Annotated in this window: 20 protein-coding genes and 1 tRNA gene; 16 read left to right on the top strand and 5 right to left on the bottom strand. The window is 36.2% G+C overall.

Annotated features, from left to right (window positions below):
• The first annotated feature begins 466 nt into the window (after positions 1 to 466).
• From ACAN52_RS19670 to ACAN52_RS19650, 5 genes are all read left to right on the top strand, one after another.
• A complete protein-coding gene (locus ACAN52_RS19670; protein ID WP_378956711.1) occupies positions 467 to 1207 on the top strand; it encodes a PD-(D/E)XK nuclease family protein in 741 nt (246 codons plus the stop codon).
• 3 nt (positions 1208 to 1210) lie between these two features.
• Positions 1211 to 1744: a hypothetical protein gene (locus ACAN52_RS19665; protein ID WP_378956709.1), complete on the top strand. Its 534-nt coding sequence runs from the start codon at positions 1211 to 1213 to the stop codon at positions 1742 to 1744.
• A gap of 148 nt (positions 1745 to 1892) precedes the next feature.
• Positions 1893 to 1968: transfer RNA gene (locus ACAN52_RS19660), tRNA-Gly, on the top strand.
• Between the two features lie 420 nt (positions 1969 to 2388).
• A complete protein-coding gene (locus ACAN52_RS19655) occupies positions 2389 to 2649 on the top strand; it encodes a type II toxin-antitoxin system RelB/DinJ family antitoxin (RefSeq protein WP_378956707.1) in 261 nt (86 codons plus the stop codon).
• Complete coding sequence (locus tag ACAN52_RS19650; protein WP_378956716.1) at positions 2649 to 2930, top strand: type II toxin-antitoxin system YafQ family toxin; 282 nt, start codon at positions 2649 to 2651, stop codon at positions 2928 to 2930. Before ACAN52_RS19655 ends, ACAN52_RS19650 begins: the two co-directional genes overlap by 1 nt.
• A gap of 294 nt (positions 2931 to 3224) precedes the next feature.
• Here ACAN52_RS19650 and ACAN52_RS19645 read toward each other — a convergent pair whose 3' ends face one another.
• Together ACAN52_RS19645 and ACAN52_RS19640 are read right to left on the bottom strand one after the other, a co-directional pair.
• The gene (locus ACAN52_RS19645; RefSeq protein ID WP_378956706.1) at positions 3225 to 3629 is read right to left on the bottom strand and encodes a YybH family protein; all 405 of its coding nucleotides are present in this window, start codon (positions 3627 to 3629) and stop codon (positions 3225 to 3227) included.
• Positions 3630 to 3833: 204 nt separating this feature from the next.
• The gene (locus ACAN52_RS19640; RefSeq protein WP_378956705.1) at positions 3834 to 4322 is read right to left on the bottom strand and encodes a VOC family protein; all 489 of its coding nucleotides are present in this window, start codon (positions 4320 to 4322) and stop codon (positions 3834 to 3836) included.
• 161 nt (positions 4323 to 4483) lie between these two features.
• Here ACAN52_RS19640 and ACAN52_RS19635 point away from each other — a divergent pair, with 161 nt between their 5' ends.
• A complete protein-coding gene (locus ACAN52_RS19635) occupies positions 4484 to 4831 on the top strand; it encodes a winged helix-turn-helix transcriptional regulator (RefSeq protein WP_378956703.1) in 348 nt (115 codons plus the stop codon).
• A gap of 279 nt (positions 4832 to 5110) precedes the next feature.
• Entirely contained in the window at positions 5111 to 6037 is a 927-nt protein-coding gene (locus ACAN52_RS19630; RefSeq protein ID WP_378956701.1) for an MBL fold metallo-hydrolase, read from the top strand.
• Here the strand turns inward: ACAN52_RS19630 and ACAN52_RS19625 are convergent.
• On the bottom strand, positions 6034 to 6639 hold the full coding sequence (locus ACAN52_RS19625) for a LysE/ArgO family amino acid transporter (RefSeq protein ID WP_378956700.1): 606 nt from the start codon (positions 6637 to 6639) through the stop codon (positions 6034 to 6036). The genes ACAN52_RS19630 and ACAN52_RS19625 overlap by 4 nt on opposite strands.
• A gap of 165 nt (positions 6640 to 6804) precedes the next feature.
• Here ACAN52_RS19625 and ACAN52_RS19620 point away from each other — a divergent pair, with 165 nt between their 5' ends.
• Positions 6805 to 7983, top strand: coding sequence for an MFS transporter (locus ACAN52_RS19620; protein ID WP_378956698.1), 1179 nt, complete (start codon positions 6805 to 6807; stop codon positions 7981 to 7983).
• 148 nt (positions 7984 to 8131) lie between these two features.
• On the opposite strand, the gene ACAN52_RS19615 is transcribed toward ACAN52_RS19620, so the two are convergent.
• Both ACAN52_RS19615 and ACAN52_RS19610 read right to left on the bottom strand, forming a co-directional pair.
• Entirely contained in the window at positions 8132 to 8827 is a 696-nt protein-coding gene (locus ACAN52_RS19615) for a polysaccharide deacetylase family protein (protein ID WP_378956696.1), read from the bottom strand.
• Positions 8828 to 8865: 38 nt separating this feature from the next.
• Positions 8866 to 9687: an AraC family transcriptional regulator gene (locus ACAN52_RS19610; protein WP_378956695.1), complete on the bottom strand. Its 822-nt coding sequence runs from the start codon at positions 9685 to 9687 to the stop codon at positions 8866 to 8868.
• 290 nt (positions 9688 to 9977) lie between these two features.
• Between ACAN52_RS19610 and ACAN52_RS19605 the strand changes: the two genes are divergently transcribed.
• From ACAN52_RS19605 to ACAN52_RS19570, 8 genes are all read left to right on the top strand, one after another.
• The gene (locus ACAN52_RS19605) at positions 9978 to 11201 is read left to right on the top strand and encodes an MFS transporter (RefSeq protein ID WP_378956693.1); all 1224 of its coding nucleotides are present in this window, start codon (positions 9978 to 9980) and stop codon (positions 11199 to 11201) included.
• An 86-nt stretch (positions 11202 to 11287) separates the two neighbouring features.
• Positions 11288 to 11845, top strand: coding sequence for a GDSL-type esterase/lipase family protein (locus tag ACAN52_RS19600; RefSeq protein WP_378956692.1), 558 nt, complete (start codon positions 11288 to 11290; stop codon positions 11843 to 11845).
• 99 nt (positions 11846 to 11944) lie between these two features.
• Entirely contained in the window at positions 11945 to 12370 is a 426-nt protein-coding gene (locus ACAN52_RS19595; protein ID WP_378956690.1) for a DUF3842 family protein, read from the top strand.
• Positions 12363 to 12560 (top strand): CooT family nickel-binding protein, encoded by a 198-nt coding sequence (locus ACAN52_RS19590; protein ID WP_378956688.1) that lies wholly within the window; start codon positions 12363 to 12365, stop codon positions 12558 to 12560. Before ACAN52_RS19595 ends, ACAN52_RS19590 begins: the two co-directional genes overlap by 8 nt.
• Before the next feature lie 373 nt (positions 12561 to 12933).
• On the top strand, positions 12934 to 13632 hold the full coding sequence (cbiM, locus tag ACAN52_RS19585) for a cobalt transporter CbiM (RefSeq protein WP_378956686.1): 699 nt from the start codon (positions 12934 to 12936) through the stop codon (positions 13630 to 13632).
• Position 13633: 1 nt separating this feature from the next.
• Positions 13634 to 13966, top strand: a complete 333-nt coding sequence (locus ACAN52_RS19580) for a PDGLE domain-containing protein (RefSeq protein WP_378956684.1) — start codon at positions 13634 to 13636, stop codon at positions 13964 to 13966.
• Between the two features lie 5 nt (positions 13967 to 13971).
• Entirely contained in the window at positions 13972 to 14925 is a 954-nt protein-coding gene (locus tag ACAN52_RS19575) for an energy-coupling factor transporter transmembrane component T family protein (protein ID WP_378956682.1), read from the top strand.
• The gene (locus ACAN52_RS19570; protein ID WP_378956680.1) at positions 14903 to 15727 is read left to right on the top strand and encodes an energy-coupling factor ABC transporter ATP-binding protein; all 825 of its coding nucleotides are present in this window, start codon (positions 14903 to 14905) and stop codon (positions 15725 to 15727) included. Before ACAN52_RS19575 ends, ACAN52_RS19570 begins: the two co-directional genes overlap by 23 nt.
• Positions 15728 to 16014: the final 287 nt, after the last annotated feature.

The following is a 16014-nucleotide window of genomic DNA, read 5'->3' as shown; positions in this document are numbered from 1 at the left end:
GATTATTATGGGTAGTTTAGCATCGTTTACGACACCGTAAGATCTTCACGCATATTATCTGCATATTATGAATGTTTTTCTACTGTTATCTCTAAGCGTTATATAAAGTAACATTTGTTCTAATTATAATATAGGGCAACATTCTAATATCTATTGTTTTGCATTGTTCTTATAGTTGGCTTTATTTTAAACTCAATACTTAGGGGGAAGGTAGCACTATCTGTTTAATAAATTAAAAGTAAAAATATCGATAATCGTTGTAAAAAATATTAAATCCTGCCATATATGCGTTGATATGGCAGGATTTTCATTTTAAGTTGAAGAATTAATAGTCTAAATAATTATCAGTTCCGAATTCTATGGGGGTGGTACTATTATTCAGGCAGTACTTGGAAGTAAGTCATTAGGGTATGAATATACGGAAGATATTTTAACATCTACAATTTTTGGGACATTAAAATACCTTATGCCAGATAAAGCTTTGATTCCTTTTATTGAAAGTGCATTCCTATATGATGAAACAAGAACTACACTTTGGAAACGACTAAATTCAGAAGGAATTGAATTAAGATGCTACCGAGAAGTAGAATATGTATTTTGGGCATCAAACTCTAATTATGGGGAACCAGATTTAATAATTGTATTTTCTAGTCATATCCATGGACAGGATGACTTTCTTCTTATAATCGAGGCTAAATTTAAATCTGGTAAAAGTGGTACGGACGAAAATGATCAATTAGCTCGTTATTTTGATGCGATAAATAAAGATATTGAAAATTTTTCAGATGCTTCTATTTCTAACTTTAAGGGAAAAAAAGGATATATGGTATACCTTACAGAGGCAGAAGCTCATACTGATATTTGTGCTAGTTCTAAAATTATACAAAGTCGACATAATGGAATTCAGGATAATGTATTTCATTTAAGATGGCATCAACTTTATAAAACATTCGAAATGATGTACTCATATTATTCTGATAATGAAAGAGTTATTACAGATGACCTAATGAAGTACTTAGAAAAGCTAGGATTAAGAGATTTTTCTGGTATTACACTTCCAAGTAAATCATTGATTTCTGGATTTTCGCATAACTATCCTATATTTTATCAAGATGAAGAAATTCAAGATGAAAGTAAAACATATTTTAGCTCATTACCTGACGTTGGTTTAAGTTATAAGTCATTTATATTTTTTAGGGGGAATTAAAAAATGGAGAATATAGAGAAAGGTCATCAAATTACAGATGCTTTTGGATATATCCAACAAGTATTTAATGAATGCCAAAGATTATTTTTGAAAATCGACAATCAAATGGCACCAGAATGGAGTACTAGTTATGGTAATACAATTACTAGAGATGTAAGTAAAAGCTTGCAAGATCCTAATCGGTGGATTATAGAAGCGATATTCCGTGTTTATGGAAATAATAAAGATAATCAGATTAATAAAGCAATCACGATATCTTTTTGGGGAGACGACATTGATCAGCCAGTAATAACCGCTGGAAAAATTATTTATTCAGATTTGAGCAAAAGGGGTCACTGGGATCTTTGGAATATATGGTTCTTTTGGAGAGACATCAATGAAAATAATAATTATGAGTTGGATGGTAAAATTAATACTTTCATGTCAGAGGAAGTTAAACATATACAAGAGGCACAGGTATTTAGTGTCCCTCTTATAAACATTACAGATGATGAAGCTTTAATTGAAAAAATTATTAAGCCTTTAAAAGAGTTGTAAGTTCCAATTTTTTTATTTATTATGCAGGAATAGCTCCGAGGTAGAGCATCGCCTTACCAAGGCGAGGGTCCGAGAGTTCCAATCTCTTTTTCCNAAAAATTATTAAGCCTTTAAAAGAGTTGTAAGTTCCAATTTTTTTATTTATTATGCAGGAATAGCTCCGAGGTAGAGCATCGCCTTACCAAGGCGAGGGTCCGAGAGTTCCAATCTCTTTTTCCGCTCCATATGGGTATAGCTCAATTAGTAGAGTAGTGGTCTCCGCAACCGTTGCTTGAGGGGGCGATTCCTTTTTGCTTTGTGCCGCGATGCGGCACAAACAGCTAATTGATGATCATCTAGTCAAAGAAGTGATTGAAAACGAGTTCGGTACGTAAGCCCATCTCACATTGCTTGGCCGGAATCTTTCGGTCAAGCAATGTGAGACAAACTTACGGACAATGAATTTGAACAAGATGCGGTTAGACTGTGTGAGCAGCAACACTTTATTGCATTGGCAAGTTATTTATAGCTTGCCTTTTTTCTTTTTGCAGTGTTTTAAAAAATTTCTTAAGGCAACTAAGATTTGATAAACATTTAATTTATCTAAGATTTTTCTTTTAGTTTTATCTCAAATGGGGTACGATGAGATAAAGGAGATGATTGAGATGTCTAAATGTGGATATATTCGGGCAAGAGTAGAACCAAAATTGAAAGAAGATGTAGAAGGTTTATTGGCTACTATTGGATTATCTCCTAGTCAAGCAATTACTTTATTTTACACACAAATCAAATTAAATAAAGGAATACCTTTTCCAATAAAAATTTCTAATGAGGTTACTTTAGAGGCTTTAAAAGATAGTGAAAATACAAAAGGTCTGACACGCTATAAGAGTGCAAAAGATATGTTTAAAGGATTAGGGGTGTAATATTAGCGATTATTCCCATAAAACAATTTCAAAAAGACTTAGTAAAGGCGCATAAACGTGGTAAAAATCTTGCAAAAATAGAAATCATAATAGACAATCTAGCAAATGAAAATCCCTTGCCTATTAGAAATAAAGACCATATTTTAACAGGTAATTATATTAATCACAGAGAATGTCATATAGAACCCGATTGGTTATTAATTTATAAGATCGATGAAGATGAGCGGGAATTAATACTAGTTCGGACTGGTAGTCATAGTCATAGTGATTTATTTAAGTAAGATCAGAATAATATTTCATTCAACCTAAAATGTAGACAAAAGTGGTTTTCTAACTTCTTATAGACTTCTTATAGTTTGAAAACATTAATCGTTATAAGTTTATAACCATAATGTCTACCGCACCAATCTTAAGATGATAAGACTTATGAGCATTTTGCTTGTAGGTCTTTTTTGTTGTTTATGAATTAAAAACAAAACTGACACTGTTTGAGAAACAATGTCAGTTTGCGTGATTTTAAAGTATTTGACGAATCGGTTTTTATTACTGTATTTAAAATATTATTAAATTGCTTCTTAGATATTTTTTTCTTCTAATAAATCTACCCCATAGGAATTATCAATAACGCAACGCCAAATTTTATTAAAGTCTTTCTTGAAGACATAAGTAGCTTTGCGCTCCATAGAGAATATTGAATCAGTCTTTTGATTGGCGCTAAGTAGTGTTTTTGAGATAACTAGTGCTGTATCACCAGCTTCAATTATAGACATCTCGCCCTGCTTAACTACAAGACTATGATTAAAGTATTCAGCGATAGCTTCGAATGCCTTTCGAATTTCATCTTTCCCTTTTGCAAGCATCCCAGGTTTGATCACTAGGGTCGCATCGTCAGAATAGAAATCTAGCAATGCCACGAAGTCTTCTCGATTGATAGCATTATCCGCTTCTTCGATGATGTGTTTAAGTTCATGATTTTCCATAGTTACCTCCTGTTAAGTAATAGTTTATCTGGCTGGTTATGGGATTTATCTATAATTTTAGTTCGTTATTAATTGATTGAACATAAAGTATTTTCCTGAAAGGAATTATATTACATATTGGGATGATATCACTTTTTCTTAGCTTAGTAAAGTTAGGAGATGATATTAAATATGATGGCACCATCCTATTTTAATTCTGTACGCTTAACGTATGATTTTTTCAGGAAGGGGTAACTCATAGTCATTTGGAATATCCCAAATTTCAATGCACGTACCAATTTTTTTCTCTGTATTCATATATGCAAATCTAATTTCTCCCCAATTACCTTGCATGATAGGCACTATACCAATTTGAGAAAAGTGAGATATAGCCTCATCGAAGTTACCGGTATATTCACATGCTATATGGTGAAGATCTTCGCCATGGAGTTTTAGAAAATCGTGGTAAATGCTCGGACCTGTTAACGGTTCAATTAATTCATATTGCATACCATCCTCTGACAACGCGATTGCCTGTCGCATGGAAAATTCACCAGGCATTCCATGGTAACGTAAGTTTTTTAAAGAGGGCGGGGCGATTGTATACACTTCCCAAGTTGTTAATCCAAAAATTTGACGATAGTGTTCTATTCCTGCCTCAAGATTATTAACGATAAATGCAAGTTGTATGACTTTAGTTATAGGGCTTGTCATCAATTTAACTACCTCCCAATTAGTTCAAAATGTACATTTCCTTAAGCTCAATGCTTCTATCAATGCTGCTATGATATAATGGTACTATAACTATGATTGATAAACTAGTACGCACTTATGTGTATCATAGTACCTTTATCCATACTAATGGAGGAAAAAATATGTTGAGATTATACGAGGATAACTTAAAATGCGAGATGGAATTAACAGTTTATCTTATAGGTGGGAAATGGAAGATTCCGATTCTCTGGAATTTAAAAAAAGGAACAATGCGTTTTGGTGAAATTAAACGACAGCTAGGTTCTGTTACGCAAAAAATGCTTACTCAACAATTACGTCAATTAGAAGAGTGTGGTCTTGTAAAAAGACTAGTATACGCGGAAGTTCCACCTAGAGTTGAGTATTCACTGACAGAGGAAGCGATCAGTATTCTTCCAATACTAGAACAATTATCTCAATGGGGAAAGAGTTACTACAATAAACATAAGATGAATTCGGATATGTACTAAGAAAAATAGTTAGCTAAAAGGTAATCTTATACCTCCTCTTTGTTATTTATATAGGAATGAATAGTCATTCCTATATAAATAACAATAAAAAAATTACTGATGATGTTTTTTAGTTGTCAGAAATAGAAAGTCCCCAATGATTTTTATGGAAACAAGAGGGGAATAATGATAACGTCATACAGCTAACTGTCAAATGCATTTTCGAGTGGATTCCTCGGGCATTATGTTTATAGTTTTGATAAAAAAATTTTATGTATTAGAATAAAGGATGTATATGATATGAAGATACCATATGTTCTATTTAAAAGATTCTTACACAAATATCCAAATCGCAGGCCGCAGCAGTCAATTCCTGTGAAAAAATTAAATCTGGATGATCTGTTAAATTCGAAGCAACCTAAAGTCGTATGGTTTGGTCATTCCACAGCTTTTATGCAGATCGGCGGAAAAACGATCTTGTGTGATCCGATCTTTTCCAATCTCTTTTGGTTTTTCTCTATATTTACAGGAAAACGTTTTACAGAGCAATTGCCGCTTGTACCGCAGGAATTTCCGGAAATTGATGTTGTTCTTTTATCCCATGATCATTACGATCATATGGATTACCATTCGATTATGGCAATCAAAGATAAAGTACATAGGTTTTGTGTGCCGCATGGCGTTGGTACTTGGCTTAGGCGATGGGGAATTGCTAATGAAAAGATTACAGAATTGTCATATGGAGAAACATTGTGCGATGCTGAACTGACATTTACTTGTACGCCAAATCAGCATTTTTCAGGAAGAGGATTGTTTGACCGCAATAAGACATTATGGTGTTCCTGGGTGATTACCAGTAAGAAAGTAAATGTTTTCTTTAGTGGTGATGGCGCTTATGGCCCGCATTTTAAAGAGATTGGTGATCAATATGGGCCATTTGATTTGACTCTTATGGAATGTGGCCAAGCTATTGAATTCTCTAGGCAGATCCATATGACTCCTGAAAAAGTAGTACGGGCACAAATAGACTTACAGGGACAGCTCATGTTACCCATCCACTGGGGTATGTTTAGCCAATCGAATACTGAGTGGACACATCAGGTTGAACGACTACTAAGAGAAGCCGAAATGAGGACGATAAAAGTAGCTACACCGATAATCGGTGAAATTGTCACTATTGGTGCTGAGAAGTATCCGTGTGCATCATGGTGGAAAGAACTAATTTAAATTGAGATTAGGCTACATATACCAAAAGCGGTAATGATAAGTCCTGAAAGTTGATTGACCAATTTTAAATGTTTTCGATCTAAATTATGGCGTAGCATATTAACTATTCCGCTTAAGATTAGCCACCAAAGCATGGAGCCAATAAAAACACCAATAACTAAAAAAAATGATGATATATAATTCTCAGCTACAGCACCTACCCCTAGCCCTGCAAAAACAGCGGCAAAAGACATTATCGTCATTGGATTAGTAATGGTCAGAAATAAGGTGGAAACATAAGCTCCCATAAGTCCTTCGCTGCTTGTATTTGCAGCAACTTCAGCAGGCATAGATTTAAATGTTGTATAACCTAAATAAAATAAGAATACTCCTCCGATAAAACGCAGGTAGGATTGATGATCTACTAAAAAAATCGATACAGCTGAAATGCCAAGTGCAGCTATAAAGCCGTAGAGTGTATCAGCCGTAGCAGCACCTAAGCCCGATACAAAGCCATTTGCCATTCCATTGGCCAGTGTACGTCGGATACAAAGTAATCCTATGGGGCCTACGGGAGCGGCAATAGAGAAACCTAAAACTATACCTTTAATAAAAAATAACATTTTTTTACTCCTTTTCTAATTTTAATGGTAGGAATCCTTATGATGATCAATAACCTAGGGAAAAGGATTTTATATAATAAAGTGGAATATATAGCTAACTATTAAAGGAGACAGAAAGAGATAAGGGGATATGAAAACAAAAAAAGAAGGAATGGTAAAAATAAAATGAACGACTTTAGCTTGTTATCAAAGAATTTTATTTTTGTTTGTCTTTCCAGTTTTCTGTATTTTGGTAGCTTCTATTTGCTTTTACCCACGATGCCGCAATTTGTAGAAAATCTAGGTGGAACAACGAGTGAAATTGGAATCGTTGTGGGTTGTTTTACAATGGCATCAATTGTATTTCGTCCTTATTTTGCTAAAATGGCTGATCGGCATGGACGTAAAAAAATAATGATATTTGGTGCAGGTCTCTTTGCACTGCTTTTTGTGATCTATGGTCAAATTCAGGATATTGTCCCTCTATATTTATTGAGAGTATTCCACGGAATTGCACATGGAAGTTATTTAGCTGCTGCTTATGCTTATGTTGCTGATTTAGCACCTCTTAAACGCCGCGGAGAAGTCATGGGAATTTATGGTGTTGCTAATGTTGTGGCAATGGCACTTTTTCCAGCGTGGGGCAGTATGATTATCGCAAGCACTCATGATTTTTCTCGATTATTCTTTTTTTCTACCATTGCTGCTAGTGCTTCTTTTTTAGCTATTCTGTTTATAGATGAGCTTAAAAAAGAAGAGCACCAGAAACAAATAGTAAGTGTCTGGGCAGTTGGTCGTCAACCGGCTGTATTAATTGCTTCATTAACTTTTTTTACTGCGGCAACAGTATATGGCACGGTGATAACGTTTTTGCCAGTATACGCACCTAAGCAAGGAGTGACTAATTTCGGAATATTTTTTACAACATATGCGATTTTTACGTTAATTAGCCGAGTGGTTGCAGGAAAATTATCAGATCTCTATGGGCGGCGTAAAGTGATTCTTCCCTTCTTAACTCTTTTGGCAATCGCAACATTTTTGTTACCATTTTTACAAAATGTATCTCTATTAGTTTTGATCGGTGGGTGTTTTGGACTAGGTTTTGGCGCGTTTATGCCTGCATTGAATGCTTATGTAGTTGATAAGACATTGCCTCATGAACGAGCGAGTGCACTTGCTTTTTTCACTGCATTTATGGATGTTGGGATTACAACTGGAGCGGTGATCTTAGGAATTGTTGGCCAGTATTGGGGATATGCGACGATGTACAGTGTGGCAGGTATTATTGTTAGTTTAGGTGTTATATTATTTGCGACTTGTTCCAAAGAGTCTTACCCGCAAAAAGAAGTTAAAGGGGGAACCTGAAGGATAGGTTTAAAAGTAACATAGAGTGCATGATCGTCTCCTTGAAATCTGATGTCAAAATGATTCTTTAAAAATGTAAAAATTTCCTGCTACTAAAAAAATAAACACAAAATATAAAAATTTGTGTTTAATAGAAAACTGAATCATTTTAAGGTTTGGCTTCATAGTATTGGAGTAATTCACTAACGGTTACAAATTCATAGCCGCGAGCCTTAAGGCTATCAATAATGAATCCAAGGGCTTCAGGTGTAGATGAAGGATATTTCCCATCGTGCAAAAGAATAATGCTTCCTGGTTTGCTATCTTTTAAGATCACATTTACGATTTTTCCTACAGGAGGATAACGCCAATCATAGGGATCAACTGACCACAAAATAGTGAGATATCCATTGTCTCTAGCTATTTTTAAGATAAGATCATTATAAAGGCCTCCAGGTGGACGAAAAAGGGTAGGTTTAGGTGCGACTTTTAAAATCGCTTGTTCTGTCTTGTCCAGTTCTTGTTCTATTGCGTTTTTACGTAGATTAATTAGTGTAGGATGACTATAAGTGTGGCTACCAACTTCATGCCCTTCTGCAATTTCTTGTTGTACGAGCTTTGGAAATTTTTCAACCTGCTCTCCTACTACAAAGAAAGTTGCCTTTATGTTTTTTTCTTTTAAAATACTCAAAATTTCAGATGTAGATTCAGCAAGAGGACCATCGTCAAAGGTTAATGCTACTACTTTATGGGAAGTAGGTACTTGGTGAATAATCTGCGATATATCGACTAAATGGTCTTCAACTTTCATGGCAATCACTAGAGTAAAAAAAAAGAACCCTAAGAATCCTTTCGATAATCTCATAGTGAGCTCCTTATTTAAAAGTTTTAACAATGATTAATTTACTTTCGCATGGCAGAGGGGGATATATTTTGGTATTTTTTAAATAAACGACTGAAATAATTACTATCATCAAAACCGACAGCCATGGCAATTTCGCTGATATTAAAATCGCTTGTCGATAATAGGGTTACTGCCTTATTAATTCGTAAATAGTTAATATAATCCATTGGGCGTTTACCAGTGGTGTTTTTAAAGACACGGCAAAAATGTTGGCTGCTCATATTGGATAAATTTGCGAGTTGGTTTAGAGTGATATTCTCGTTATAATGCTGATCTACGTATTGTAATACTGTGCGTAACTGATGCATATTTTTTTGCTGACGATCATGCATGGTTTTTTTGAAGAGTTCCTGTTGATAATGACGCAGAAGTAAAACTAATATGTTATAAAGGTGTGCTTTGATTGCCAATTCACACCCTGTTTTTTGTTGTCTATATTCCTTAACAATTTGCTGGATGTGGTCTGACAATTGATCATTGTGGGTGATATGGTTTTGAAAGCGAATGAGACCTTGCAATAAAGGTGTGATGTAGTTTGTTTGGCAAAAATCTATATGGCTGCTTAGTAGGAAATTAAGATCAACTTTTATTATATAATAAACCAGATGTTGGCAAAGAGTTTCTCCGTAATGTATTTCATTACTATTTATAATCATTAAATTCCCTGGTTTAAGCTTATAAGGGTGGGAATTGCAGTGAATCAATGCTTCCCCTTGCTCAAAATATAAAATTTGAAATTCTTCATGCCAATGACTTCCAAATACAGGACCATATTTAAAACGTTCGCTGCGGCTGATTTTCACGGGGAAATCCCGATACATATCGTAGTCCCACTGCCGACTGTTGTTGTTAGTTCTCCGTTGGTCATTACATAATAAGGTACACACTCTGCAATTTTGCGCACAGAGATTGCGATCAGAAGTCATTGGTATCACCCTCAATTGTTAATATTATGCTAGTATCTAGTAATATAATCCATGAATTATATTGTTAATTTATATATAATAATACCATGATGTAAGTGTTATGGAATGGTTTTATAAAAATAATAGATTAATTTTATGCTAAACTTTATAAAATAATATACATGGGGGAAGGGGATATTATAAAAATGAAATTTTTAAAGGATATAGACCGCAATTATTTTTTCTTCATGCTGTCGACAGCTTTTATCGGTATTGGGCAGAGTGTTGATGGGGCAATTCTAACTAATTATCTAAAGGAAGGTCTGGGGATGATGATTCTGGAGCGGTCAGCTTTGGAGTTTCCACGGGAACTACCAGGACTGCTGATGGTTGTCATCATTGGAATGCTTTCTTTTTTAGGTGATATCAAAACTATGCTAGTTGGAAATATTCTTTCAGCGATCGGTATGTTTTCTTTGGGGATCATTCCTCCGGAATACAGCTTTGTTATCGTGGCTATTTTTGTCTACAATATGGGAACTCATATTTATATGCCATTGTCTAATAGTATTGGTATGAGTTTTGCTACTGCTGGTGAATTGGGGAAAAAGTTGGGACGGATGAACGCCGTTAATACTTTGACACTTGTTATTAGCAGTGCGGTCTTATGGATGTTGTTCAAGTTCTTGCATATTAGCTATATGACGGCTTTTTCAATCGGTGCAGTGGCCTTTTTATTAGCTGCCATCACACTGATTTTTATGAAACCAGCTCATGCAGTGAAAAAGTCGAGTCGTTTTGTTTTTAGGAAAGAATATGGGCTCTATTATTGGCTTAGTATCCTATATGGAGCGCGCAAACAGATCTTTATTACCTTTGGTCCATGGGTTCTGGTTGATGTATTCCGGCAACAGGTTACAACGATGATCATGCTATTTTTTGTTGTGTCGGTTGCGGGTATTTTTGTAAAACCATGGATTGGGAATATGATTGATCATTTGGGAGAAAAAATTGTTCTTAGTAGTGAAGCTGTAGGTTGCTTTATCATTTGCTTAGGATATGCTTTTGCTGACAACCTGTTTGGTCCACAGTTAGCACTGATTGTCATTTGTACATGTTATGTTTTGGATCAGATTATGAATGGCGTGAGTATGGCAAGGGCTACTTATATGAAAAAAATTGCTCTGCGACCTGAAGATATTTCACCTAGTTTGTCCTTAGGTACCAGTATTGACCATGTTGTCACCATGTTCTTACCTATTTTAGGCGGTTTAGTTTGGTACAATGGCGGCCCGAATGGATATAAATATGTATTCATGGGTGGTGCTGTCATTGCGTTGATGAACTTTGTATCGGCTAGATTTATTCAAGTTGACGATCCAAAGCCCGTGTTGAAAGCTGTAGGTGATGGTGCGCGTACTAATCTTTAAATGATAAGACTTATGAGCATTTTTGCTTATAAGTCTTTTTAATGATCCTTTTAGACAATTTCAATTCATTTGGGAGGGAAAGAAATATGCAAAGCAGTGTAATTAAAATCGTTGGGATTGGGGATTCTATCACTTTTGGGTTTCCATATGAACCAGCAGTATCATGGTTTAACAGGACTGCTAAACAGCTCAATCTTGAGTATATCAATAGTGGTATCAACGGTGATACGACTGTTGGAATGTTAGAGCGTTTTTATAGGCATGTACTACGGCACAATCCGTCCCACGTCATCATTATGGGCGGAACTAATGATGCATATGCTGGAATTGCTGTCAAAGAAGTGATTAATAATATTCGTACTATGGCAGAAACAGCAGTAGAGAATGGTATTACTCCGATCCTTGGTTTACCAATATCTTGCGACGACGTAGCAGAAGAGAATTTATTAAGGCAATATCGTGAAGAGATGCGCCAATTTGCTGGAGACAATCGAATAGTAATGATTGATTTTCATAAAGCGATGGTTGAAGAAAATGGCGTACATATAAAGGAAAATTTACATTGCGACGGTATACATCCCAATCATGCTGGATATGAAGTTATGGCTGGTGTTGCTGATCAAGTGCTTCGAAGCATTCTTTAACTTAAGGGATATCTTATCTGGAATAGTTGATTTAATAATGATAAAATATTGAAATATAAGAAGAACAAAGAACACAGAAGATGATAGAGGAAGGTAACTATGCGTATTACGGTGATTGATGGACAAGGTGGAGGCATGGGGAGAGTCATTATCGAAAAGATGAGGAAAGAATTTCGAGAGCAGGTGAGCATCCTTGCTTTAGGGACGAATGCCTTAGCAACTTCCGCGATGTTGAAGGCTGGTGCCAATGAAGGTGCTACAGGTGAGAATGCGATTGTGTATAATAGTAAGGACAGTGATATTGTTATAGGTTCATTGAGTATTATTATGGCGAATTCAATGCTTGGCGAACTTACACCTAAAATGGCAGAAGCAATAATGGATAGTAAAGCACGCAAATTATTAATACCGATCTATCGCGGAAATATTGATATTATTGGACTGCAAACTGAGCCTCTTCCTCATCTGGTAGATACTTTAATCGTAGAAATGAAAAAATATTTAGGAGGTATAAAACATGTGTGAAGCTAATGTTTATTTAAAAAATAAAGATATAGAGGAATTATTGCTTGAGAGGGTCGATAAAATCATACCTGGGAATGGAGAGGTTTATCTAGAAAATATTTTTGGTGAACGAAAAATAGTAGCTGCACGCATTAAAGAACTTCATTTAGTTGATCATAGAATTATCTTGGAACGAATTGAAACGAATTAAGCTATATTTTTTTATTAATGGAGATTTCTTGAAAAATTGACAAAGGAATAAAATTCCTTTATAATGAATGAGAAATGGTAGCATGAAGCTGCTTAGTGACTTGAAGTTGGATGATAAAGAATGACTTGTGCAATGATATGAATATCATTTTGCAAGGAAATATAGGATAAAAGATAACCATGAAGGTTTATTAACTCTGAAGAGAGTGATGCCTGTCATGGTTTTTTTATGACTATGAGTGCTTTTAACTCCTACGACTTAGACTCGATCGACTCTTATTATATACTTTCAATTAGATTCGTTCACGAAGGACGAAGTGGAATCGTTATAATTCCCTATAGACTCATGATAAAAAAATTTAGGAGGTTTATTTATGCATATTCCTGATGGATACCTTAGTCCGTCGACGTGTTTAACACTAGGTGGTGTCATGTTACCAGTGTGGTATCGGGCGTCGGCAGTGGTGAAAAAACACTTAGAGTTAGCTCAAATTCCTTTTATGGCCATGGGAGCGGTTTTTGCTTTTTTAATTATGATGTTTAACGTTCCTATTCCCGATGGAACAACGGCTCATGCGGTGGGGGGTGTCCTCATTGCCATTGCTCTTGGACCGTGGGCGGCTGTGATTGCTGTCAGTGTGGCATTGTTCATCCAAGCGCTCGTATTTGGTGATGGTGGAATGTTGGCTTTTGGGGCAAATGCCTTTAATATGGCATTTATTATGCCCTTCTCTGGCTATTATACTTATAAGCTCCTTGTAGGGAAAGGACGTTCTGGTTCGACGCGCTCTATTATAGCAGCAGGTGTGAGTGGTTATGTAGGAATTAATCTGGCTGCTTTGGTTGCAGCAATTGAGTTTGGGATTCAACCATTGCTATTCCTTGCTGCTGATGGTACGCCACTGTATTCTCCCTATGGATTAGGTGTTTCTATACCTGCGATGATGAGTGTCCATCTATTAATCGCTGGTTTTATAGAAGGAACAGTCACCGCTTTGGTTTTAAAATTTGCTTGGAAAACTTCACCGGAATTAGTGAGACAAGTCAAAGAAATCGCAGTAGGAGGGGAATAAGATGCGTCGATATTGGATTGGATTAATTGTGTTAGCCATGCTGACGCCTCTAGGGTCGTTAGCAGAAGGGACTGCTTGGGGAGAATGGGGAACTGATGAGTTAATGGAGGTAGTTGGTTATATACCTCAGGGGATTGAACAAGCCGGCTCGTGGTGGACAGCCTTATTTCCCGATTATGGTATGAACTTTTTAGGTGAGGGCGAAATCCCTGGCAAGATAGGATATTTTCTATCGGCAGTTTTAGGATCAGGTTTGATCTATGCTCTAATCTCTCTCTATGGAAAAATGATTTTACGCACTAATTCTCAGCCTGTCCTCGGGTCGAAAGAATAGTATTGATGAATGATAAACTTCCAACTTGGCTAGGTGTCATAGAAAATCGTCCATTAATGCGACCAAAAACTAGATGGTGGCAGCGAAGTGATTATTTAGAGAAAACTTTAGTAGATATTCAGCAGGTCATGGCGGAAGATATGTTTCAGGCTGGGATTGCTGCTGAACAAGGGTGGTTGCAGAGTATTGAACCAAGAGTCAAGGTTTTTGGAGTCGGTATTTTGTTGTTAGCTGTAGGGCTGACCCATTCGTTGCCTATGTTAATCATTGTTCATCTATTCCTCCTTCTTACTGCGCGACTTTCGGACATTGGTTGGACGGCCTATCTTAAACGAGTATGGCTGCCAGCACTAGTCTTTGCAGGAATTGTTGTATTACCAGCAATTTTTAACTGGGTGACTCCAGGGCAGGCTGTGGTAGTCATTTATCAAAATGTGGTTTGGCATATTGGTTCTTTTACTCTGCCAAGAGAACTTTCAATTACGATTCAAGGCATTGCAACGGCCTGTTTTGTATTACTGCGAGCTTCCGCCTCCTTGGGTTTAGTTGTGTTATTAGTTAAGACTACCCGTTGGTCAATTTTAACCAAAGCAATTGGTTCTATGGGATTACCAGTTGTATTTGTTATGGTTCTTGATCTGACTTATCGGTATTTATTTCTATTCTTGTTACTATTATCAGAATATCTGTTAGGGCGTAAAAGTCGTTTGGTAGCAGTTGAAAAAACTGGTGGCGGATTGGTATGGATTGGTAGCTCTTTGGCTGGATTTTTTCGCATGCTGTGGCAATATAGCTATGAAATTAATACAGCCATGGTAGCTCGCGGCTTTAACGGTGACAATCATCAGAGGTTATCAACTCGATTGATGGTACGTGATGTATGCTTTCTCGGGATTATTTTGATTGTATGTATGAGTGTATGGGGAGGCGCCTCTTTTGTTAAAGAACTTGGTTTTTGATTTACAAAATATTGGATACGCTTATGGGCAGAATGAGTGTGCTTTAGAAAATATCAGTCTTAAAATCTCGGCTGGAGAAAAATTAGTATTATTAGGGGCTAATGGTTGTGGTAAGTCGACCCTGCAGAAAGTACTTGCTGGATTAATTTTTCCTCACAAGGGCAAGGTTCAAGCTTTTGGCTGGGAGATTAACCAGGATAGTATGAAAGATAAAGTTTTTGCTGCAACATTTCGTCAGAAGGTAGGATTTGTCTTCCAAAATTCTGATGTTCAAATTTTCTGTGCGAGTGTTCTTGATGAAATTATGTTCGGCCCCTTAAGTATGGGTATGGACTATGCTGTTGCTCGATCGCGAGCTTTAGAGCTACTGGAATTTGTGGGGATCACTCATCTCATGAATCGACTTCCCCATCATTTAAGTGGTGGAGAGAAAAAAAAGGTAGCAATCGCTGCTGTATTAGCTGTAAATCCTGATGTTTTGATTCTGGATGAACCAACAAATGGGCTTGATCCCAAAACCCAGGCTTGGATGAGGGATACTTTAAATCAATTGAATCAGCAAGGAAAAACGATTATCATTGCGACTCATCAGTTAGAATTGGTGCCAGAATTGGCGAGTCGAGTCGTCGTAATGGGAGAAAATCATCAAATCTTGGCAGATGACCAGCCAGTAGCGATCCTGGAAAATCGCTTATTGTTGCTTTCGGCTAATTTGATTGGAGAACACCAGCATGTTCATATTCATGGACAAAATAGACATGTTCATGTCCATCGCCATGTAGAAGTGGAGGGGAATGGATAAATAATAAAAATCTTTCTATTGAAAATATCATTCTATAACGATGTATCATTTTAATAGACTCAACATGCAGTATTCTTCTGCTTGTTGAGTCTATTGCTATTTCCATAGTCATGACAAATTGTAATCATTGTGGAAAAATTAGCACAATGATTTAAAATAGCTACCACAATTGTGCTAAAAAGGAGGATGTTGACAATCAGCAAAAAAGGATGTAAGATTTCAATGGGTCTATTTTTAGTTATGACGTCCATGCGTTAAAAGAATGGAGAGCTTGTTTGGACTGAGTA

This window comes from Pelosinus sp. sgz500959 (genome assembly GCF_042610375.1).
Classification (GTDB): domain Bacteria; phylum Bacillota; class Negativicutes; order DSM-13327; family DSM-13327; genus CTSoil-075.
Note: the sequence above shows the minus strand (reverse complement) of the source record. Positions and strands in the feature narration are given on the sequence as shown.